At 73.2% G+C, this 19,337-nt stretch carries 20 protein-coding genes; 10 read left to right on the top strand and 10 right to left on the bottom strand.

The features are described 5' to 3' along the window. The first annotated feature begins 16 nt into the window (after positions 1-16). The 4 genes from ACWF79_RS30865 to ACWF79_RS30850 all read left to right on the top strand — a co-directional run bounded on the left by ACWF79_RS30865 (position 17) and on the right by ACWF79_RS30850 (position 3,926). Positions 17-625: a class F sortase gene (locus ACWF79_RS30865; protein WP_453731473.1), complete on the top strand. Its 609-nt coding sequence runs from the start codon at positions 17-19 to the stop codon at positions 623-625. 181 nt (positions 626-806) lie between these two features. Further along, the gene (locus ACWF79_RS30860) at positions 807-1,280 is read left to right on the top strand and encodes a DUF3574 domain-containing protein (protein WP_453731472.1); all 474 of its coding nucleotides are present in this window, start codon (positions 807-809) and stop codon (positions 1,278-1,280) included. 113 nt (positions 1,281-1,393) lie between these two features. After that, positions 1,394-2,785, top strand: coding sequence for an aldehyde dehydrogenase family protein (locus ACWF79_RS30855; protein ID WP_453731471.1), 1,392 nt, complete (start codon positions 1,394-1,396; stop codon positions 2,783-2,785). A gap of 55 nt (positions 2,786-2,840) precedes the next feature. Continuing rightward, positions 2,841-3,926 (top strand): Zn-dependent alcohol dehydrogenase, encoded by a 1,086-nt coding sequence (locus tag ACWF79_RS30850; RefSeq protein ID WP_453731470.1) that lies wholly within the window; start codon positions 2,841-2,843, stop codon positions 3,924-3,926. On the opposite strand, the gene ACWF79_RS30845 is transcribed toward ACWF79_RS30850, so the two are convergent. From ACWF79_RS30845 to ACWF79_RS30835, 3 genes are all read right to left on the bottom strand, one after another. Next, positions 3,923-4,867: a DMT family transporter gene (locus tag ACWF79_RS30845; protein WP_453731469.1), complete on the bottom strand. Its 945-nt coding sequence runs from the start codon at positions 4,865-4,867 to the stop codon at positions 3,923-3,925. The two genes, ACWF79_RS30850 and ACWF79_RS30845, sit on opposite strands and share 4 nt — an antisense overlap. A gap of 32 nt (positions 4,868-4,899) precedes the next feature. Beyond that, positions 4,900-5,595: an ArsR/SmtB family transcription factor gene (locus ACWF79_RS30840; protein ID WP_453731468.1), complete on the bottom strand. Its 696-nt coding sequence runs from the start codon at positions 5,593-5,595 to the stop codon at positions 4,900-4,902. Positions 5,596-5,727: 132 nt separating this feature from the next. Then, the gene (locus tag ACWF79_RS30835) at positions 5,728-6,390 is read right to left on the bottom strand and encodes a TetR/AcrR family transcriptional regulator (protein WP_453731467.1); all 663 of its coding nucleotides are present in this window, start codon (positions 6,388-6,390) and stop codon (positions 5,728-5,730) included. 70 nt (positions 6,391-6,460) lie between these two features. On the opposite strand from ACWF79_RS30835, the gene ACWF79_RS30830 reads away from it, so the two are divergent. Further along, entirely contained in the window at positions 6,461-7,615 is a 1,155-nt protein-coding gene (locus ACWF79_RS30830; protein ID WP_453731466.1) for an acyl-CoA dehydrogenase family protein, read from the top strand. 74 nt (positions 7,616-7,689) lie between these two features. Beyond that, the gene (locus ACWF79_RS30825; RefSeq protein ID WP_453731465.1) at positions 7,690-8,316 is read left to right on the top strand and encodes a TetR/AcrR family transcriptional regulator; all 627 of its coding nucleotides are present in this window, start codon (positions 7,690-7,692) and stop codon (positions 8,314-8,316) included. Here ACWF79_RS30825 and ACWF79_RS30820 read toward each other — a convergent pair. Further along, on the bottom strand, positions 8,307-8,768 hold the full coding sequence (locus tag ACWF79_RS30820; protein ID WP_362004307.1) for a MaoC family dehydratase: 462 nt from the start codon (positions 8,766-8,768) through the stop codon (positions 8,307-8,309). The two genes, ACWF79_RS30825 and ACWF79_RS30820, sit on opposite strands and share 10 nt — an antisense overlap. 110 nt (positions 8,769-8,878) lie before the next feature. On the opposite strand from ACWF79_RS30820, the gene soxR reads away from it, so the two are divergent. Continuing rightward, positions 8,879-9,343, top strand: a complete 465-nt coding sequence (soxR, locus tag ACWF79_RS30815) for a redox-sensitive transcriptional activator SoxR (protein WP_453731464.1) — start codon at positions 8,879-8,881, stop codon at positions 9,341-9,343. A gap of 84 nt (positions 9,344-9,427) precedes the next feature. Here the strand turns inward: soxR and ACWF79_RS30810 are convergent, their stop codons facing one another. From ACWF79_RS30810 to ACWF79_RS30800, 3 genes are all read right to left on the bottom strand, one after another. Continuing rightward, positions 9,428-10,498 (bottom strand): RNA ligase (ATP), encoded by a 1,071-nt coding sequence (locus ACWF79_RS30810; RefSeq protein WP_453731463.1) that lies wholly within the window; start codon positions 10,496-10,498, stop codon positions 9,428-9,430. A gap of 94 nt (positions 10,499-10,592) precedes the next feature. Next, positions 10,593-11,300: a 3-keto-5-aminohexanoate cleavage protein gene (locus ACWF79_RS30805; protein WP_453731462.1), complete on the bottom strand. Its 708-nt coding sequence runs from the start codon at positions 11,298-11,300 to the stop codon at positions 10,593-10,595. Positions 11,301-11,351: 51 nt separating this feature from the next. Then, on the bottom strand, positions 11,352-11,963 hold the full coding sequence (locus ACWF79_RS30800) for a hypothetical protein (protein ID WP_453731461.1): 612 nt from the start codon (positions 11,961-11,963) through the stop codon (positions 11,352-11,354). Between the two features lie 123 nt (positions 11,964-12,086). Here ACWF79_RS30800 and ACWF79_RS30795 point away from each other — a divergent pair, with 123 nt between their 5' ends. Continuing rightward, positions 12,087-13,490 (top strand): hypothetical protein, encoded by a 1,404-nt coding sequence (locus ACWF79_RS30795; protein WP_453731460.1) that lies wholly within the window; start codon positions 12,087-12,089, stop codon positions 13,488-13,490. 1 nt (position 13,491) lies between these two features. Here the strand turns inward: ACWF79_RS30795 and ACWF79_RS30790 are convergent, their stop codons facing one another. Beyond that, complete coding sequence (locus tag ACWF79_RS30790; protein ID WP_453731459.1) at positions 13,492-14,703, bottom strand: serine-threonine protein kinase; 1,212 nt, start codon at positions 14,701-14,703, stop codon at positions 13,492-13,494. Positions 14,704-15,160: 457 nt separating this feature from the next. After that, positions 15,161-16,411 (bottom strand): exo-beta-N-acetylmuramidase NamZ family protein, encoded by a 1,251-nt coding sequence (locus ACWF79_RS30785; RefSeq protein ID WP_453731458.1) that lies wholly within the window; start codon positions 16,409-16,411, stop codon positions 15,161-15,163. 150 nt (positions 16,412-16,561) lie between these two features. Between ACWF79_RS30785 and ACWF79_RS30780 the strand changes: the two genes are divergently transcribed. Beyond that, entirely contained in the window at positions 16,562-17,329 is a 768-nt protein-coding gene (locus ACWF79_RS30780) for an SDR family oxidoreductase (RefSeq protein WP_453731457.1), read from the top strand. Positions 17,330-17,487: 158 nt separating this feature from the next. Further along, positions 17,488-18,081, top strand: coding sequence for a TetR/AcrR family transcriptional regulator (locus ACWF79_RS30775; RefSeq protein WP_453731456.1), 594 nt, complete (start codon positions 17,488-17,490; stop codon positions 18,079-18,081). A 38-nt stretch (positions 18,082-18,119) separates the two neighbouring features. Here ACWF79_RS30775 and ACWF79_RS30770 read toward each other — a convergent pair whose 3' ends face one another. After that, positions 18,120-19,334, bottom strand: coding sequence for an acyl-CoA dehydrogenase family protein (locus tag ACWF79_RS30770; protein ID WP_453731455.1), 1,215 nt, complete (start codon positions 19,332-19,334; stop codon positions 18,120-18,122). Positions 19,335-19,337 lie beyond the last annotated feature (3 nt).

Here is a 19,337-nt window from a genome sequence, read left to right as displayed (position 1 = left end):
GTACGGGGCGGCGGCGATGCCCGCCGCCGCCCCGGTGGATCCCGGGCGGCCCGACCAGAAGCCGGAGGCGCCGTCTCCGTCCGAGCCGAAGCCCCTGCCGAAGCCCAAGTCCACACCGAGGCCGGCTCCGGCCAAGCCTCAGCCGCCGCCCCCGCCCCTGGCGCGTTCGCGCGCCACCAGCCTGGCCATCCCGGCGATCACCATCGAGGCGCCGATCACGGGCCTGAACCTGGACCGGGCGGGGCAGCTCGGCACCCCGCCGGTCGACAACCCCCGGATCGTCGGCTGGTACGAGGGCGGGCCCGCCCCCGGCGAACGCGGCACCGCGATCGTCGTGGGTCACCGCGACACCCGCACCGGGCCCGCCATCTTCCTCAACCTCAACTCGCTCACCCCCGGCAACACCGTCCGCGTCGCCCGGGCCGACGGCAAGGTCGCCGTCTTCACGGTCGACAAGGTGCGCACGTACACGAAGGAGGAATTCCCCGACCGCGAGGTCTACGGCTCCACGGGCCGCCCGGAACTACGGCTGCTCACCTGCGGCGGGCCCTTCGACACCAAGAAGGGCTACACGTCGAACATCGTCGTCTTCGCCCACCTCACGGACGTCGCCCGGACGATCTGAACGGCACGCCGCCCGCCGACGCTGCGGGCGGCTTCGGCGCGCCGTGGTGAAGGTGGCGGGCGGGCTCGGGTCGGGACGCTAGAACTGGTCCGTTGATGGGGAGTCACCGAGCCCCGGAGACCGGACCGAGGTCTTCCGGCCGCGCAGGCCCCGCCCGCCCCCGCACCATGAGGACGTGCCCATGCCCCTCCGCCCGCCGACCACCCGTACCCGCGTCGCCGTCGCGACCGCCGGGCTGCTGATCGCCGTCGGTGCCCCCACCGCGTACGCCACCCTCGGCGAGAGCGCCGGTGCCCCGGCCGCCGCCATCGCCCAGGCCCGGGGCAAGGCGTACCTCGAGACCCGGCTCTTCTTCGGGACCGAGCGCCCCGACGGCGGCCCGGCGGTCACCGACGAGCAGTTCATGGCCTTCGTCGACAGCGAGGTCACCCCTGCCTTTCCGGCCGGGCTGACTGTCCAGAACGGGCGTGGACAGTGGCGCGACCAGAACGGGATCATCGAGCGGGAGCGCTCGTACGAGTTGATCCTGCTGTACCCCGCGTCCGAGGCGCGGTTGCACGACCCGCGGATCGAGCGGGTCAGGGAGGCGTACCGGAAGGCCTTCGGGCAGGAGTCGGTGGCCCGCCTCGACGAGCCGACCCGGGCCGACTTCTGAGGCCGGTGTCCGAGCGGAGACAAGCGGCCCTGGCGCCAGAAAACTAACAGCGCTAGTTTGGTGCCGGACGGCGAGCGAGAGACCGAGAGACCGAAGAGCCGAAGGAGCAGCGGATGAAGAGTCACGACGCGATGTACATCGGCGGGGAGTGGCGGCCCGCCGCCTCCTCGGACACCCTCCCGGTCGTCAACCCGGCGGACGAGCAGGTCATCGCCCATGTGCCGGCCGGCAACGCCGAGGACGTCGACGCCGCCGTACGGTCCGCGCGCGCGGCCTTCCCCGGCTGGGCCGCCACCCCTCCCGCCGAGCGCGCCAAGCTGATCGGCGCGCTCCGCGACGGACTCGCGGCCCGCGCGGAGGAGATCGCCGCCACCGTCACCGCGGAGCTGGGCGCCCCGCCGCAGCTCGCCGCCGCCGTCCACGCCGGCCTGCCCGTCGCCGTGGCCGGCTCGTACGCCGAACTCGCCGCCACCCACCCCTTCGAGGAGAAGGTCGGCAACTCCACCGTCTACTCCGAGCCGGTCGGTGTCGTCGGCGCGATCACCCCGTGGAACTACCCGCTCCACCAGATCGTCGCCAAGGTCGCCCCCGCCCTCGCGGCCGGCTGCACCGTCGTCCTCAAGCCGGCCGAGGACACCCCGCTGACCGCCCAGCTCTTCGCCGAGGTGGTCCACTCGGCGGGCATCCCCGCAGGGGTCTTCAACCTGGTCACCGGCCTCGGCCCGGTCGCCGGGCAGGCGCTCGCCGAGCACGAGGACGTCGACCTCGTCTCCTTCACCGGCTCCACCGCCGTCGGCCGGCGGATCGGCGCCCTCGCGGGAGGGGCGGTCAAGCGGGTCGCCCTGGAGCTCGGCGGCAAGTCCGCCAACGTCATCCTGCCGAGCGCCGACCTCGGCAAGGCCGTCGCGGTCGGCGTCGCCAACGTCATGAGCAACTCCGGCCAGACGTGCAGCGCCTGGACCCGGATGCTCGTCCACCGTGACCAGTACGACGAGGCGGTGGCGCTGGCCGCCGAGGCCGTCGCCAAGTACGTCCCGGGCGAGCGCGTCGGCCCGCTCGTCAGCGCCAAGCAGCAGCAGCGGGTGCGCGGCTACATCGAGAAGGGCGTCGAGGAGGGCGCCCGGATCGTCGCCGGCGGCCCCGAGGCCCCGCGCGAGACCGGCTACTACGTCTCCCCGACGGTCTTCGCCGACGTCACCCCGGAGATGACCATCGCCCAGGAGGAGATCTTCGGCCCGGTCGTCTCGATCCTGCGGTACGAGGACGAGGACGACGCCCTCGCCATCGCCAACGGGACCGTGTACGGGCTCGGCGGCGCCGTCTGGGGCGAGCCGGAGGAGGCCGTCGCCTTCGCCCGGCGCATGGAGACCGGCCAGGTCGACATCAACGGCGGCCGCTTCAACCCGCTGGCGCCGTTCGGCGGCTACAAGCAGTCGGGCGTGGGGCGCGAACTCGGGGCGCACGGCCTGTCCGAGTACCTCCAGACCAAGTCCCTCCAGTTCTGAGCCGATCCGGCCCGCGACGAACACCGATCCGAGCACCTGAGGAGCAAGACGCGTCATGAGCGTGGTCCGCGCCGCCTTCCTGCCCGCCGTCGGCTCTCCGCTGGAGATCACCGGCATACGTCTGCCCGAGCCAGGCCCCGGCCAGGTTCGGGTCCGCCTCGCCGCCGCCGGGGTCTGCCACTCCGACCTGTCCCTGACCAACGGCACCATGCGCGTGCCCGTCCCCGCCGTCCTCGGTCACGAGGGCGCGGGCACGGTCGTCGCCGTCGGTGAGGGCGTCACCCATGTCGCCCCCGGAGACGGCGTGGTCCTCAACTGGGCGCCGTCCTGCGGCGCCTGCCACTCCTGCTCGCTCGGCGAGGTCTGGCTCTGCGCCGACGCGCTCACCGGCGCGGCGAACGTGCACGCCACCACCGAGTCCGGCACCGACGTCCACCCCGGTCTCAACGTAGCCGCCTTCGCCGAGGAGACCGTCGTCGCGGCGAAGTGCGTCCTGCCCGTTCCGGACGGGGTCCCGCTCACCGACGCGGCCCTCCTCGGCTGCGCCGTCCTCACCGGCTGGGGCGCGGTCCACCACTCGGCGCGGGTCCGGCAGGGCGAGTCCGTCGTCGTGTACGGCGTCGGCGGCGTCGGCCTCGCCACGATCCAGGCCGCCCGGATCGCGGGCGCCTCGACGATCATCGCCGTGGACGTCTCGCCGGAGAAGGAGGCCCTGGCCCGGGCCGCCGGAGCGACCGAGTACGTGATCGCCTCCGAGACCACCGCCAAGGAGGTCCGGAAGCTGACGGGCGGTCAGGGCGCCGACGTGGCCGTCGAGTGCGTGGGCCGCGCCACCACCATCCGTACCGCCTGGGACTCCACCCGGCGCGGCGGCCGCACCACGGTCGTCGGCATCGGCGGCAAGGACCAGCAGGTCACCTTCCACGCCCTGGAGCTCTTCCACTGGGGCCGGACCCTCTCGGGCTGCGTGTACGGGAACTCCGACCCGGCCAAGGACCTGCCGGTCCTCGCCGAGCACATCCGGGCCGGCCGCCTCGACCTGGGCGCGCTGGTCACCGAACGGATCACCCTGGACGGCATCCCGGGCGCCTTCGACAACATGCTCGCGGGCAAGGGCGGCCGGGCGCTGGTGGTCTTCTAGCGGCGTTCTCCGTACGGGGCGCTCCCGGCCTTCGCCTTCGCCGAGGGCTTCGGCCGGGAGCGCGAGACCGCCACACCCGCCAGACAGAGCGCCCCGCCCGCGAGCGTGAGCAGGCCCGGCAGTTCGCCGAGGAACACCCACGCCATCAGGACCACGAGCGCCGGCACGGCGTACGTCGTCGCGCCCATCCGTCCCGCGGTCGTACGGGCCAGGGCGTAGGCCCAGGTCGTGAAGGCGAGGGCGGTCGGGAACACCCCGAGGTACACCATGTTCAGGGTCGCCGACAGCGGCGCCCGCGCCGCCTCGTCGACCAGCTGCCCGGCGAACGGCAGGCACGCCACCGCGCCGACCAGACACCCGAACGTCGTGACCTGGAGGGCGCTTCCGTGCGCCAGGGCCGGCTTCTGCGCGACGACACCGCCCGCGTACGCGACCGCCGCCACCAGACAGAGCACGACGCCGAGGACCGAGGCGTGCCCCTCACCCGACATCGACAGCCCCACGGCCACCGCGCCCGCAAAGGACACGGCCATGCCCGCGACCAGCCGGGGCGGCAGCTTCTCGCCGAGGAACCGGGCGCCGAGCAGGGCGATCAGGATCGGTCCGATGTTCACGACCATCGCGGCCGTACCCGCGTCGACCTCCTGCTCACCCCAGTTGAGCGCCACCATGTACGCGCCGAACCACAGCACCCCGGAGACCGCGATCCCCGGCCAGGCCGCCCGGGGCGGCAGCCCCTCCCGCCGGATCAGCAGGACCGCCCCGAGGGCGAGCGCCCCGGAGAGGAGCCGCCCGAGGGCGAGGGCGCCGGGGGAGTAGGCCGCCCCGGCGCTGCGGATCGAGACGAAGGCGGAGGCCCACAGGACGACGGTGACGGCGGCGGCGGCGAGCGCCAGGCGAGAGGCGCGGCGGGGAGCGGGAGAGTCCGGGGAGTTCGACATGGGGCGACCGTAGGCCCCGGACGCTTCGGCGTTCACCGCAAGATCGCCGGGTCGATGCCCAGTGCCTCGTGCAGCGCGCGCTCGCCGGCGGCGGTCACCCGCACCGCGCGCTGCGACCCGATCCGTACGCACCAGCCGCTCTCCAGGGCGTGCGCGCAGAGCGCCGCGCCCGCGATCCCGGCGAGATGCGGCCTGCGCTCGGTCCAGTCGAGACAGCCGCGCGCGACCGGCCGCCGCCCCGAGGCCGCCAGAGGGATGCCGCGCTCCCCGAACCAGGCCACGCCCTGGTCGGTCAGCGCGAACCCGGTGTCCTGGCGCAGCAGTCCACGTGCGGTCAGCGCCTCGGTGATGACGATCCCGAGCCGCCCCGCGAGATGGTCGTAGCAGGTACGGCCCCGGGCCATCGCCCGCCCCGCGCCCGCCGCGCCCAGCGTCGACGGCGGTGCCGCCCGTGCCGGCTCGGCGCGGGCGGCGAGGTCCTCCACCAGGTGCGCGATCCCCGGGTCGGCCAGCCGTACGTACCGGTGCCGCCCCTGCCGCTCCTCCGCGAGCACCCCGCCCGCGACGAGCTTGCCGAGGTGCTCGCTGGCGGTGGACGGCGCCACGCGCGCGTGCCGCGCGAGCTCCCCGGCGGTCCAGGCCCGCCCGTCGAGCAGGGCGAGCACGAACGCGGCACGGGTCTCGTCGGCGAAGAGCGCGGCGAGGGCGGCGAGGTCTTTGGATGCCATGGGACCAGGATGGCGCCCTCACGGTTCGGCGGCGGCCGAACCGTGAGGGCCGCGTACGGACTCCGTGTCGCCGGCCGTCGACCGCCGCCACGAACGCGACTCGCGCTCCGTGTCGCCGGCCGTCGACCGCCGCTACGAACGCGACTCGTGCCTCGTCCGCGCCCCCGCCTCGTACTGCATCGCCAGGCCGTCGAGCAGCGCCCGCAGCCCCGTCTCGAAGGCGCCGTCGTCGACCTTCTGCCGGTGTTCCGCGAGGAGGTGCGCCTGGCCGAGGTGGGGGTAGTCGGCGGGGTCGTAGGCCGTCTCGTCGTCGACGAAGCCGCGCGCGAAGGAGCCGAGGGCCGAGCCGGTGACGAAATAGCGCATGAGCGCGCCGATGTGCGTCGCCTGCGCGGGCGGCCAGCCCGCGCGGACCATCGCGCCGAAGACCGCGTCGGCGACCCGCAGGCCGGCCGGGCGGCGGCCCGGCCCCTGGGCGAGGACCGGGACGATGTGCGGGTGCTCGGCGAGGGCGGCGCGGTAGGAGGCTGCCCAGTCGTGCAGGGCCGTACGCCAGTCCCGGCCGTCGCCCTCCTCGAACATCGACAGATCGACCTTCGCGCTGACCGCGTCGGCGACCGCGTCCAGGATCTCGTCCTTGGTGCGGAAGTGGTTGTAGAGGGACGGACCGCTCACCCCGAGTTCGGCCGCGAGCCGCCGCGTCGACAGCGCCGCGAGGCCTTCGGCGTCCACGAGCGCGCTCGCCTTCTCGACGATGCGGTCTCGGCTCAGCAGGGGCTTGCGCGGTCGGGCCATGGCCCACATAGTAGGCCTGCGGAACGGAAACTAGCAGTGCTAATTTAAAGTCTTCCCGAAGGTCGGTGGCGTGGTGAACCTGGAGCTCAGCGAGGAACAGGAAGCGGTACGGCAGCTCGCCGAGGACTTCGTCGCCCGCGAGGTCACCCCACACGTCGTCGCCTGGGACCGGGCCGAGGACGTCGACCGGGCGATCGTGAAGAAACTGGGGACCGTCGGCTTCCTCGGCCTGACCATCCCGGAGGAGTACGGCGGCTCGGGCGGTGACCACCTCTCGTACTGTCTCGTCACCGAGGAGCTCGGCCGCGGCGACTCCTCCGTGCGCGGCATCGTCTCCGTCTCGCTCGGGCTCGTCACGAAGACCATCGCGTCCTGGGGCAGCGAGGAGCAGAAGCGGACCTGGCTCCCCCGGCTGACCTCCGGCGACGCCCTCGGCTGCTTCGGGCTGACCGAGCCCGGCACCGGTTCGGACGCGGGCAACCTCGCGACCCGGGCCGTCCGCGACCGGGACACGTACGTCGTCAACGGGTCGAAGATGTTCATCACCAACGGCACCTGGGCCGACGTCGTCCTGCTCTTCGCCCGTACCGGAGACGCCCCCGGCCACCGGGGTGTCTCCGCCTTCCTCGTCCCCACCGACACCCCCGGCCTCACCCGCCGCGCCATTCACGGCAAGCTCGGTCTGCGCGGCCAGGCGACCGCCGAACTGGTCCTGGAGGACGTACGCGTCCCCGCCTCCGCGATGCTGGGCCCCGAGGGCAAGGGGTTCTCGGTCGCCATGGCCGCGCTCGCCAAGGGGCGGATGTCGGTCGCGGCCGGCTGCGTCGGCATCGCGCAGGCGGCCCTCGACGCGGCCGTGCGCTACGCGGGGGAGCGCGAGCAGTTCGGCAAGCCCATCGCCTCGTACCAGCTGGTGCAGGAGCTGATCAGCGACATCGCCGTCGACGTGGACGCCTCCCGGCTGCTGACCTGGCGGGTCGCCGACCTCGTCGACCGGGGCCAGGACTTCGCCACCGCCGCCTCCAAGGCCAAGCTGTACGCCTCCGAGGCCGCCGTGCGCGCGGCGAACAACGCCCTCCAGGTCTTCGGCGGGTACGGCTACATCGACGAGTACCCGGTCGGCAAGCTGCTGCGCGACGCCCGCGTGATGACGCTCTACGAGGGCACGAGCCAGATCCAGAAGCTGATCATCGGGCGCGCGCTGACGGGTGTCTCGGCGTTCTGAGCCGCGCTCACGCTAAGCGCTTGCTCACCTTCGTTGTATGGTGTTCGTCCTGACGCTTGGAGAAGGGGCGAACGATGAGCGTGGCGGAGGAGACGCCCGGCGGCGAGGACGCGCCGTGGGGCGAGGTCGCGCCCGACGCGGCGCGGCGGCTGCTGGTCGCGGCCGTCGAGGCGTTCGCCGAGCGCGGCTACCACGCCACCACGACCCGGGACATCGCCGGCCGCGCCGGCATGAGCCCGGCCGCGCTCTACATCCACTACAAGACCAAGGAAGAGCTGCTCCACCGGATCAGCCGCATCGGTCACGACAAGGCCCTGGAGATCCTCCGGGACGCCGCCGACGGCGAGGGGACGGCGGGTGAGCGGCTCGCCGACGCCGTGCGGTCCTTCGTGCGCTGGCACGCCGAGCGGCACACCACGGCGCGGGTCGTCCAGTACGAGCTCGACGCCCTCGGGCCCGAGCACCGCACCGAGATCGTGGCGCTGCGCCGGGAGACCGACGCGACCGTGCGCCGGATCATCAACGAGGGCGTGGCGGCCGGGGAGTTCGACGTACCGGACGTGGCGGGCACGACGGTCGCCGTGCTGTCGCTCTGCATCGACGTCGCGCGCTGGTTCAACACCCAGGGCCGCCGGACGCCGGACGAGGTCGGCGCGCTCTACGCCGACCTCGTGCTGCGGATGGTCGGCGCTCAGAAGTAGTAGCGCGAGACCGACTCGGCGACGCAGACCGGCTTGTCGCCGCCCTCGCGCTCCACCGTCACGGTCGCGGTCACCTGGACCCCGCCGCCGGCCTCCGTCACCTCCGTCAGGACGGCCCCGGCGCGCAGCCGCGAGCCGACCGGTACGGGGGCGGGGAAGCGGACCTTGTTGGTGCCGTAGTTGAGGCCCATCTTCATGCCCTCGACGCGCATGATCTGCGGGACCAGGGTCGGCAGCAGCGACAGCGTCAGATAGCCGTGCGCGATGGTCTTCCCGAACGGCCCGCCGGCCGCCCGCTCCGGGTCCACGTGGATCCACTGGTGATCACCGGTCGCGTCGGCGAACAGGTCGATCCGCTTCTGCTCGATCTCCAGCCAGTCGCTGTGCCCCAGCTGCTCGCCGACGGCGGCACGCAGCTCCTCGGCGGAGGTGAAGATCCTCGGCTCAGCCATGTTTCCCTCGTCCCTTCGTGAACCTGTGACTCCAGTTTCTAAGCGCTTGCTCAGCATGTGGGGGTGGGGACCCCGCTGTCAACGGACAGACGGACAGTAGGGTTCGAGGGGTGCCGCAGATTCCGGAGAAGGTCCATGAACTCACCGTCGGTCAGCTGTCCGCGCGGAGCGGCGCCGCGGTGTCCGCACTGCACTTCTACGAGACCAAGGGTCTGATCACCAGCCGCCGCACGAGCGGCAACCAGCGCCGCTACGGCCGTGACACCCTCCGCCGGGTCGCCTTCATCCGCGCCGCGCAGCGCGTGGGCATCCCCCTGGCGACCATCCGCACCGCCCTCGCCGAACTCCCCGAGGAGCGCACGCCCACCAACGAGGACTGGGCCCGGCTCTCGGCGACGTGGCGTACGGAACTGGACGCCCGGATCAAACAGCTCGGCCGGCTGAGGGACCACCTGACCGACTGCATCGGCTGCGGCTGTCTGTCCCTGCAGACCTGCGTCCTGTCCAACCCCGACGACGTGATCGGCGAACAGCTCACCGGCTCGCGCCTGATGGGGGAGCGCCGACAAGGGTGAGGGGCCCACCACCCCCGTGGACGGGCCCCTCGGTCTTCGTACGGCTCACACCGGTCGTTCGTACCCGGCGCGGGCTCGCACCGGTCACTCGTACTCCGTGCCGCCCTTGCGGGTCAGGTACGCCGGGCTGACCGCCTTGGCGATGGCACGGCCGCCGACGACCGGGCTGTACCGCTCGGTGACAGGGCGGATCACGACGCCTTCGCGCAGGTGCAGCTCGCGCCCGGACACGGTCTCCCGCCCGCTCGCCAGCGTGAGCACGGTGTCCAGGTCGTACGGCCCCGTGTACAGCCGCGGTACGAGGGGCAGTTCGCCGGCCTCCAGGACCTCGGCGGGGTCGAGCCACCGCACCTGGCCGTCGATCTCGGCCGACACGTCGAAGACCGCGTAACCGAGGTCCTCGCCGCGGGCGTTCGCGCCGTACCCCAGGTCCTGCACGCCCGCCCCGTACACCTCGCCGAACACTCCGACCCGGCTTGCGCCGAGCCGCTCGGCGAGCCGCGCCGCGACCGCCGGGACGCCGTGGCCGAGGATCGCCCGCCAGTACAGGTTCCGGGGGTCCTCCTGGAGCGCCAGGCCCTTCGCGCCGAAGCCCTTCGAGGAGACCTGGACGCGGCCGTCCTCCGCGATGTACGTGGCGAGGCAGGCCGATCCGTGCAGCTTCTCGGTCAGGACCACCGGCTCACCGGGCTCGAAGATGTCCGGATACCGCTGGAGGTTCTCGATGTCGACCCAGGGCAGCAGATCGGGCGCGGACTCCACGTCCCCGCTCATCGTCGGCGGGATCGGCGGCACCCACTTCGTGATCCCGAGCAGCTCGGCGAAGTCGGTCCCCTCGGCGGCGGCCGCCGCCAGGTCCACGTCCGCGAGTGCCTTCGGGCGGCACACGATGCCCTGCGACACCTCACCGCGCAGCCGCACCGCCTTGACCCGGTCCGACGCCTTTCCGGCGAGCCGCCCCGTCAGCCCCAGTTCGTCGACCAGCGCGGCGGGCAGCACGGCCTGCTCCGGGATGTAGACGGCGACATCGCCACTGCGGTACGCGCCCTTGGCGACGACGGCACGGTAGAGGCCCACTTGGGCGAGCTCCAGCGCGTCGGCGTTCGGGTGGGCGTGGACGGCCAGCGTTTCGGCGGTGACGCGCAGCGTCGACATGTCGGTGCTCCGGAGACTCGGGTCGGTGTTCTCGGCTCCGGACACTCTGCGGGAGGGGAATTACGGTGGGCCACCGAATTCAGCTCTGGTACGGTCACGCCCCTCGCGCGGCCGCGACCAGGTGGGCGTTGGACTCCGCGCGGCCGCCGTCGGGCAGAACGAGCGTGTCCTCCAGGCCGATCCGGGTGTCGAGACCGAGGCGGCGGGCCAGGCGGAGGACCGGCCACGTGCCGCCGTCCTCGCCGTGAAGGAGGATCGGCAGGCGGGAGCCGAAGGCGCCCAGCCCCGCCAGGAGCGCGCGGGCCGTGGACTCGGCCGTCGCCGGGTCGGGGTCGGTGACCTCCGCCAGGATCCGCAGCACCTGGGGAGCCAGAGGCGAGCGGAGGAACCGCTCAGGACCTTCCGTACCGGACCACAGGCCCGCCTCCACGCCCACGCCCCGCTCCAGGAGCGCGGCCGCGAGCTCCTCCGCGCCCGGCTCGTGCCAGTTCACCGAGGCGTGGTCGGGCAGGACCGTCCAGGTCCGCACGCGCTCCACCCGGCGTACGGGATCGGGCTCGGCCCAGGCGCCCGTCGTCACGCCCACCGGCACATCGACGGCCGCCCGGATCGCCGTCAGCGTCTCCGCGAGGACCCGGGGCGACAGCGTGTCGCCCCCGCACGGCGTCTTCGGGTGCACATGGACGTCCCGCGCCCCCGCCGCGACCGCCCGCGCCGCCGACTCCGCCATCGCGCCCGGCGACATCGGCACCGCAGCCGAATCTCCGGGCCCCCGGGTCCCGTTCAGACAGACCTGGATCAACGTGTCCCCCCGTTGCCCCCGTGGTCGCCGTTGCTTGTCACGCACTGTTCCTCAGGCCACCGACGCCAGCCGGGGCACCGCTCCACCGCGCGCCCGTGCCAGCGCCCCGGTCGTCAGCACCGCCCGGGGGACGACCACGCCGCACTCCCCGCACACCGGGCCGAACCAGGGCTCGTCGGCCAGATCCGGCCGCCAGTCGATACGGTCCCCCGCGCACACCGGGCAGTGCTCCCCGGGCGCGGACTCAAGGGCGGTGATCAGCCGCCGCAACACCTCGGCCAACGGCTCCGAGGGATGGACCTCCGGGTCGTCGCAGCGCGCGACCCCGTTGCCGCCCCAGGTCCGCCGGTGCCAGTCGTCGAGCGCGCCCGGTCGGCGCAGCCCCTCGTGCTTCTCGCGCCGCCGGCGCGCCGCGAACTCCTTCTCGTACGCGAGCCACACCGCCCGCGCCTCCTCCAGCTCCTCCAGCGCGGCCACCAGCCGCCCCGGATCGAGATCCCGGTCCTCGGGCCCGAACCTGTGCCTGCGGCACAAGTGGTCCCAGGTCGCGCGGTGCCCGTACGGCGCGAACCGCTCCAGGCACTTGCGCAGCGAGTACCTCCGCAGCGCCGTGTCACACCCGGGATCGCGCACCTGTCTCGCAAGACTCCGGAAACCCGCCATCGCTCCGCACCTCCGTCGCTGGTACTTCGGCGTCAAGGACGTTATGGAATGGACGAACGACCGGCCGTCGGTGTTCCATCGGAATTTCGATGGGGCCCATCAAAGGCGCGCGGGGGAGGCCTGATGCAGGACGTACTCCTGGGCCTCGCGGCCAATCCGGCCTTGCCGGAACGGCTGTTCGGACGGCTGGTCGAGATCGGCGACGAGAGCGTCCACCTCTCCCTCGCCCACCGCCCGCAGCTGACCGATACGCAGGTGAGGACGCTGCTCGCGCGGACGGACGAGGAGCTCGACACGCTCATCACCGGCGGCCACGTGCCCTGGGCCGACGTCCCGCGCGACCGCCCGTGGTCGCTGCTGGCCGCCCTGGCCGCGGGCATCGCCCCCGACGTCACCGCACGGCAGCTCGCCGCGCACCCCGACAGTGAGATCCGCCACGCCTTGGCGAGCCGCGCGGAGAGCCTGCCCTCCGACGTGATCGCCGTCCTCGCCCGCGACCCGGACCCGGAGGTGGTGCAGGAGGTCGCGCTCTGGGCCGTCGACCTGCGCCCGAGCATCGCCGAGGAGCTGGCCCACCACCCGCACGCCGTCGTACGGGCCGAGTTCGCGAAGAACCGGCACGCGCCGCCCGCCCTGCTCGCCTCCCTCCTCGCCGACGGCGGCCGCCCCTCACCAGCCCGCTGTGACGCATGTCACCCACGCGCCGAGGGCTGCGCCGACCACGCGCCGGGTGTCCGACGGATCCGGCTCGCGGCCGCCACCAACCCGGCCGTACCGCCGGCCGGTCTCGCACCGTTCCTGGACGCGGAGGAGGCCTGGGCGCCCGACGCGATCGCGGAACGGACCGACCTGCCGGCCCCCTTTCCCGCGCGCCTCGCCGCCCACCCGGCCGCCTTCGTACGGATGACCCTCGCGTCCAACCCGAGTATCGGCGAACCCCTGCTCCGGCAGCTCGCCGACGACCCCGACCCCGATGTCCGCCGTGCCGTCGCCGACAACCCGGCCGTCCCGCTCGACCTGCTCCTCGCCGTCGTCGTCCCCGGCCGTCTCCCGAGTGAGCCCCTGCCCCGGATCCTCGCCGCCCCCGACACCGAGCTGTACGACCTGGCCGCGAGCCGCGTCGCCCAGGTTCGGGCACTCGTCGCCGCGCGCCCCGACCTCCCCGCTCCGCTCGTGGGCCGACTCGTCGCCGACCCGGACGTCGGGGTGGCCCGCCGGATCGCGCCCCACCCCGGGCTCACCGCGGAGCAGCTCACGGACCTGGTCGAACGGCACGGCCCACCCGTCTACGGTGCCGTCGCGCGAAACCCCGGCTGCCCCGGCGCGCTGCTGCGTCGGATGGCGGGGAGCGCCGACTCCGTACGCAGGGCTCTGCGCGTGATCGCCGCCCACCCCGCCCTCCCGGCGGACGTGGTCGAGGAGCTGCTCACGGACCCGGAGCCGAGGGTCGTCCAGGCCTCCGCCGCCCACCCGGCGCTGCCCGTGGCGACGATGGAGCGCCTGCTCGCCGAGGCTGCTGGGAACTGACCTACCGTCTCCCGATCCGCCCCGCCGACGCCACCACCCGCGCCAGCTCCGCGTGGCAGATGTCGCTGTGTTCGCCGACGACCTCCGCCGCGTCCACGCTCACGCACCCGGACGCCGGAATTCCGTCGCGCAGAGCCCGCGCCAGGGGGAGGACGGGGGTGTCCGGGACGGCCTGGACGCCGTCGTGGCCGATGGCCATCCAGCGCTTGTCCACGCCGAGCAGCGACTCGGCGTCCCTGGCCAGCCGGGAGGCGAGCGGGTAGAAGACCCGGAGCGCGGTGTCGTGCCGCGAGTAGCAGGCCACCACGGGACCGTCGACCCTTCGTTGGAGGTCGCGCAGGGAACCGCCCCGACCCGGCTCGTGCGGCAGTCGCGCCGCGAACGCGTAGTGCGAGAAGGCCCCTTGGAGCAGCGTCACCGACGCCACGTTCCGCGCCTCGGCGGGCAGTCCGCGCAGCGCGTACCCGACGAGGCGGGCGCCGAAGCTGTGCCCGACGAGATGGACCCGCAGGCCGGGGGCGGAGCCGGCGACCTCGCCGAGGAGCGGCCCGAGACCGCGCTCGCCGACGATGCCGGCCCGGCGCTTCATCGTGTAGTACGTGGCCTGCCGCAGCGCCTCCTTGGCGCCCTTCCAGTACCGCGTCAGCCTGCCGCCGAACGCCTCGCGCGGAGTCGGTACGGTCCCCGGCCCCGCCGCCTCCTCCAGGGCGTCGGTGAACATCGCGCAGACGGCGACCGTGTCCGCGAGCAGGAAGTCGGGCACGTCCTGACCACCCACGCCGAAGCCGCGCAGGCCGTCCGTGTCCGTCAACGTCCTCAGCAGGGCGCCGAATTCGGTGAACGCCGCCTCGTCGTCCGGCTGTTGCCCGAGCAGCACGGCGAGCCGCCCCACCGTCGCCTCCTTGCCCGGATGCAGGGCCGCCAGGGACTCGAAGTCCGGAATCGGCTCGTCCGAGAACATCATCGACGGCCACACCACCCCCACGTAACCCACGCGCACATCGGGCCGCACGGTCTCCGGAAAGGGGGCGAAGAACGCCGAGTAGAGCCGCTGGGCCACGGAGCGCGTGTTGTTCCACCCGTGGGCGAACATCACGACGTCCGTGACCCCTTGGGAGGCGAGGCCCGCGAGCGCCTCACGCTGCCCTGCGGCCCCGTCGCCGTCCTTGTCGAAGGTGATCTCCCGGTACGGCTCCACACTCATCCCGGCCATGCGCTGCCCGTCCCTCCGCGTCGAGGAAAGCCCGTCGAGGAAGCCCCGTTGAGGAAACCCCTGGGGTGACTCTTCCCGCGGTCAGCATCCTGCGCGCACGGCGGAACGGCCAGGTTCTCGGCGCAGGCGCGCCGTGGAGACTTCGCGGACGAGGACGAGCAGGCCGTACGACGCGGCGAGCCGGACCGGTGCCCGGTGCCCGTGCCCGGTGCCCGTGCCCGGTGCCGGTGCCCGGTGCCGGTGCCCGGTGCCGGTGCCCGGTGCCCGTGGCCGGTGCCCGTGGCCGGTGCCCGTGGCCGGTGCCCGTGCCCGGTGCCCGTGCCCAGTGCCCGTGGCCGGTGCCCGGTGCCCGGTGCTCGGTGCCTGTGCCGGGGCCTGTGTCCCGTGCCCCGTGCCCGCCGCACCCGTCCGTACGACGCGGCGAGCCGGACCCACGCCTGGTTGCCCGCCGCGCCCGTCACCGGTAGAGCAGGTACTCCCTACGCATCGCGCGGAACGCGGACAGGTCCGCACCCCACGCTCCCACCACCTCGTCCGTGTCCGCGCCCGCGTCGATCAGGGTCCGTACCCGCGTCGAGCCCGTCAGCTTGTCGATCCAGTTGTCCGGCCGCCAGGCGAAGCCGCTCCACGTGCGCCTGGCGCTGACGAGGAGCCCGATCCCGCTCCGTACGGGGTCGAAAGCCTCCCGGTCGTGCACGAGCACCTGCACCCCGCCGACCGTCTTCCCCTGGAACTTGGAGAACGTCGGCGCGAAGTACGCCTCCCGGAACCGCACCCCCGGCAGCCCGAGCGCGTTCGCGGCCTCCGCCCACCGCCGGTCTACCCCCTCGGCGCCGAGCAGCTCGAAGGGGCGGGTCGTGCCGCGCCCCTCGGAGAGGTTGGTGCCCTCGAAGAGGCAGGTGCCGGAGTAGACGAGCGCGGTGTCGGCCGTCGGCATGTTCGGGCTCGGCGGCACCCACGGCAGCCCGGTCGCGTCGAAGAAGTCCGAGCGCCGCCACCCCGACATCCGTACGGTCTCCAGCTCCACCGGCCGGGCCAGGAACTCCCCGTTGAACAGCAGCGCCAGCTCCGCGACCGTCATCCCGTGCGCCTGCGCGATCGGCTCGCGCCCCACGAAGGTCGCGAACGCGCGGTCGAGCACCGGACCGAGCGCGGCCCGCCCGGTCACCGGGTTGGGCCGGTCGAGCACGACGAACCGTTTCCCCGCCAGCTCCGCCGCCACCATGCAGTCGTAGAGCGTCCAGATGTACGTGTAGAACCGGGCGCCGACGTCCTGGATGTCGAAGACGACCGTGTCCACGCCCGAGGCGGTGAAGACGTCCGCGAGCGGCTGCCCGCTCTTCAGGTACGTGTCGTAGACCGGCAGCCCGGTCGCAGGGTCGTCGTAGCGGCCCTCGGAGCCGCCGGCCTGCGCCGTGCCCCGGAAACCGTGCTCGGGGCCGAAGACGGCCACCAGGTCCACCCGGTCGTCGGCGTGCATCACGTCCACGATGTGGCGGACGTCCGCCGTGATCCCCGTCGGGTTCGTGACGACCCCGACGCGCTCCCCGGCGAGCGCCCGGTACCCGTCGGCGGCCAGCCGCTCGAACCCGGTACGGACCCGCCGGCCGCCTTCGTGCGCCACGGCCGCCGGGGTGGCCAGAGCCCCGGCCCCGAGGGCGCCGCCGGCGGCCAGCAGCCCGCGTCTGGACAGGCTCGACAGGTTCATCCGGAAACCTCCTTGATCGCCTTCCCCGACATGGCCACGCACGCTAGCGCGCCTGACCGCCCCGGGGAACGAGGCGTGCGCAGAGGACTTTCGCGAGCACATACCGACTGGTTAGTCTGCTCGTACGGTGACAACGGAGAGGCGGGTCCGATGAGTACGGGTGTGCAGGGTTCTGGAGTGGTCGTCACGGGTGCGGGCGGGGGGATCGGGGCCACGCTGGCCCGCCGGTTCGCCGCCGAGGGCGCCCGGGTCGTCGTCAACGACCTCGACCCCGGCCGCACCAAGGCCGTCGCCGAGGAGATCGGCGCCACCGCCGTCCCGGGCGACGCCTCGGAGATCGTGGAGGAGGCCCGCGAGGCCCTCGGCGGCACCGTCGACGTGTGGTGCGCCAACGCCGGACTCGCCTCGGGCGGCGACGCCTTCGCCGACGAGGCCGTCTGGGCCGCCGCCTGGGACGTCAACGTGATGGCCCACGTCCGCGCCGCCCGCGCCCTGCTGCCCGACTGGCTGGAGCGCGGCAGCGGCCGCTTCGTCTCCACCGTCTCCGCCGCCGGGCTGCTCACCATGGTCGGCGCGGCCCCGTACAGCGTCTCCAAGCACGGCGCGTACGCCTTCGCCGAATGGCTCTCCCTCACCTACCGCCACCGGGGCCTCAAGGTCCACGCGATCTGCCCGCAGGGCGTCCGTACGGACATGCTCACCGCCGCCGGATCGGCCGGCGAACTCGTCCTCGCTCCGACCGCGATCGAGCCCGAGGACGTCGCCGACGCCCTCTTCGACGCCATGGAGGCCGACCGCTTCCTGGTCCTCCCGCACCCGGAGGTCGCCGACTTCTACCGGGCGCGGGCCACCGACCCCGAGCGGTGGCTGGGGAACATGAACCACATCCAGCGCAAGTGGGAGGGCGCCCACGCATGACCTCGACCGAGGCCGCTCCGGCCGAGGGAGGGGGTCGAGATCCTGGCGGAGCCGGCCAGGACGACAAGTGGGAAGATCCTCAGGTGGGAACTCCGTTCCCACCTGAGGACACGACACACATCACGACACCACGGTGATCACGAGAAAGGTGGCGGCGCATGGCCAGGACGACGGACGGGAGCGGTACCCCCGTCCCCCAGAGGCTGCTGGCCGCCGCCACCCGGCTCTTCGCGGAGCAGGGCTACGACCGCACCTCGGTCCAGGAGATCGTGGAGGCGGCCGGCGTCACCAAGGGCGCGCTCTACCACTACTTCGGCTCCAAGGAGGACCTCCTCCAGGAGGTCTACGCGCGGGTGCTGCGGCTCCAGCAGGAGCGGCTCGACGCCTTCGCGGACGCCGACGCGCCGGTCGAGCAGCGGCTGCGGGACGCCGCCGCCGACGTCGTGGTGACCACCATCGAGAACCTCGACGACGCCTCGATCTTCTTCCGCTCGATGCACCACCTGAGCCCGGAGAAGAACAAGCAGGTGCGGTCCGAGCGGCGGCGCTACCACGAGCGCTTCCGCGCCCTCATCGAGGAGGGCCAGCAGGCCGGGGTCTTCTCGTCCGCGACCCCGGCGGACCTGGTGGTGGACTACCACTTCGGCTCCGTCCACCACCTGTCCACCTGGTACCGCCCGGACGGCCCGATGACACCGCAGCAGGTCGCCGACCACCTCGCCGACCTGCTGCTGCGCGCGCTCCGCCCCTAGGGGTGTCCGGCGGATCAGGGCCGGCCACCCCCTGAGCCTCAGAGGTACTTCTTCAGCTCCCGCCGCGCCAGCGACCGCTGGTGCACCTCGTCCGGGCCGTCCGCGAGCTTCAGCGTCCGCGCGGCGGCCCAGAGTTCGGCCAGTGGGAAGTCCTGCGAGACGCCTCCCGCGCCGTGCACCTGCACGGCCTTGTCGAGGATGTCCACCACCGCGCGCGGGGTCGCGATCTTGATGGCCTGGATCTCCGTGTGGGCGCCCCGGTTGCCGACGGTGTCCATCAGCCAGGCCGTCTTGAGAACGAGCAGCCGCAGCTGCTCGACCGTCACCCGGGCGTCCGCGATCCAGTTCTGCACCACGCCCTGCTGGGCGATCGCCTTGCCGAAGGCGGTACGGGAGACGGCCCGGCGGCACATCAGCTCGATCGCCCGCTCGGCCATGCCGATCAGCCGCATGCAGTGGTGGATCCGGCCGGGCCCGAGCCGGGCCTGGGCGATGGCGAAGCCGCTGCCCTCCTCGCCGATCAGGTTCGCGGCGGGGACGCGGACGTCGTGGAAGACGACCTCGGCGTGACCGCCGTGGGAGTGGTCCTCGTAGCCGTACACCTGCATCGCCCGGCGCACCTCAAGGCCGGGGGTGTCGCGGGGCACGAGGATCATCGACTGCTGGCGGCGGATGTCCGTGCCGTCGGGGTCGGTCTTGCCCATCACGATGAAGATCTTGCAGTCGGGGTTCATCGCCCCGGAGATGTACCACTTGCGGCCGTTGACGACGTAGTCCTCGCCGTCGCGCAGGATCGACGTCTCGATGTTGGTCGCGTCCGACGAGGCCACCTCGGGCTCCGTCATCGCGAACGCCGAACGGATCTCCCCGGCGAGCAGCGGCTCCAGCCACTGCTTCTTCTGCGCCTCGTCGCCGAACTGGGCGAGCACCTCCATGTTCCCGGTGTCGGGCGCGGCGCAGTTGAGGGCGGTGGGTGCCAACTGGGGGCTGCGGCCGGTGATCTCCGCGAGGGGCGCGTACTGGAGGTTGGTGAGGCCCGCCCCGTGCTCGGCGTCGGGAAGGAAGAGGTTCCACAGGCCTTGGCGGCGGGCCTCGGCCTTGAGGTCCTCGACGATCTGCGGGGTGTCCCACGGCGAGGCGAGCAGCGCCCGCTGCTCGTGGGCGGTCCGCTCGGCCGGGTAGACGTGCTCGTCCATGAAGGCGAGCAGCTTCTCCCGCAGCTCCTCGGTGCGCGCGTCGAATGCGAAGTCCATGGC

Source organism: Streptomyces sp. NPDC054975, from assembly GCF_053609105.1.
Note: the sequence above shows the minus strand (reverse complement) of the source record. Positions and strands in the feature narration are given on the sequence as shown.

Excerpts from the sequence above, each read along its gene's own strand:
- ACWF79_RS30865 (WP_453731473.1), top strand. The coding sequence starts at position 17 with ATGCCCGCCGCCGCCCCGGTGGATCCCGGGCGGCCCGACCAGAAGCCG.
- ACWF79_RS30860 (WP_453731472.1), top strand. The coding sequence starts at position 807 with ATGCCCCTCCGCCCGCCGACCACCCGTACCCGCGTCGCCGTCGCGACC.
- ACWF79_RS30855 (WP_453731471.1), top strand. The coding sequence starts at position 1,394 with ATGAAGAGTCACGACGCGATGTACATCGGCGGGGAGTGGCGGCCCGCC.
- ACWF79_RS30850 (WP_453731470.1), top strand. The coding sequence starts at position 2,841 with ATGAGCGTGGTCCGCGCCGCCTTCCTGCCCGCCGTCGGCTCTCCGCTG.
- ACWF79_RS30845 (WP_453731469.1), bottom strand. The coding sequence starts at position 4,867 with ATGTCGAACTCCCCGGACTCTCCCGCTCCCCGCCGCGCCTCTCGCCTG.
- ACWF79_RS30840 (WP_453731468.1), bottom strand. The coding sequence starts at position 5,595 with ATGGCATCCAAAGACCTCGCCGCCCTCGCCGCGCTCTTCGCCGACGAG.
- ACWF79_RS30835 (WP_453731467.1), bottom strand. The coding sequence starts at position 6,390 with ATGGCCCGACCGCGCAAGCCCCTGCTGAGCCGAGACCGCATCGTCGAG.
- ACWF79_RS30825 (WP_453731465.1), top strand. The coding sequence starts at position 7,690 with ATGAGCGTGGCGGAGGAGACGCCCGGCGGCGAGGACGCGCCGTGGGGC.
- ACWF79_RS30820 (WP_362004307.1), bottom strand. The coding sequence starts at position 8,768 with ATGGCTGAGCCGAGGATCTTCACCTCCGCCGAGGAGCTGCGTGCCGCC.
- ACWF79_RS30810 (WP_453731463.1), bottom strand. The coding sequence starts at position 10,498 with ATGTCGACGCTGCGCGTCACCGCCGAAACGCTGGCCGTCCACGCCCAC.
- ACWF79_RS30800 (WP_453731461.1), bottom strand. The coding sequence starts at position 11,963 with ATGGCGGGTTTCCGGAGTCTTGCGAGACAGGTGCGCGATCCCGGGTGT.
- ACWF79_RS30795 (WP_453731460.1), top strand. The coding sequence starts at position 12,087 with ATGCAGGACGTACTCCTGGGCCTCGCGGCCAATCCGGCCTTGCCGGAA.
- ACWF79_RS30790 (WP_453731459.1), bottom strand. The coding sequence starts at position 14,703 with ATGGCCGGGATGAGTGTGGAGCCGTACCGGGAGATCACCTTCGACAAG.
- ACWF79_RS30785 (WP_453731458.1), bottom strand. The coding sequence starts at position 16,411 with ATGAACCTGTCGAGCCTGTCCAGACGCGGGCTGCTGGCCGCCGGCGGC.
- ACWF79_RS30780 (WP_453731457.1), top strand. The coding sequence starts at position 16,562 with ATGAGTACGGGTGTGCAGGGTTCTGGAGTGGTCGTCACGGGTGCGGGC.
- ACWF79_RS30775 (WP_453731456.1), top strand. The coding sequence starts at position 17,488 with ATGGCCAGGACGACGGACGGGAGCGGTACCCCCGTCCCCCAGAGGCTG.
- ACWF79_RS30770 (WP_453731455.1), bottom strand. The coding sequence starts at position 19,334 with ATGGACTTCGCATTCGACGCGCGCACCGAGGAGCTGCGGGAGAAGCTG.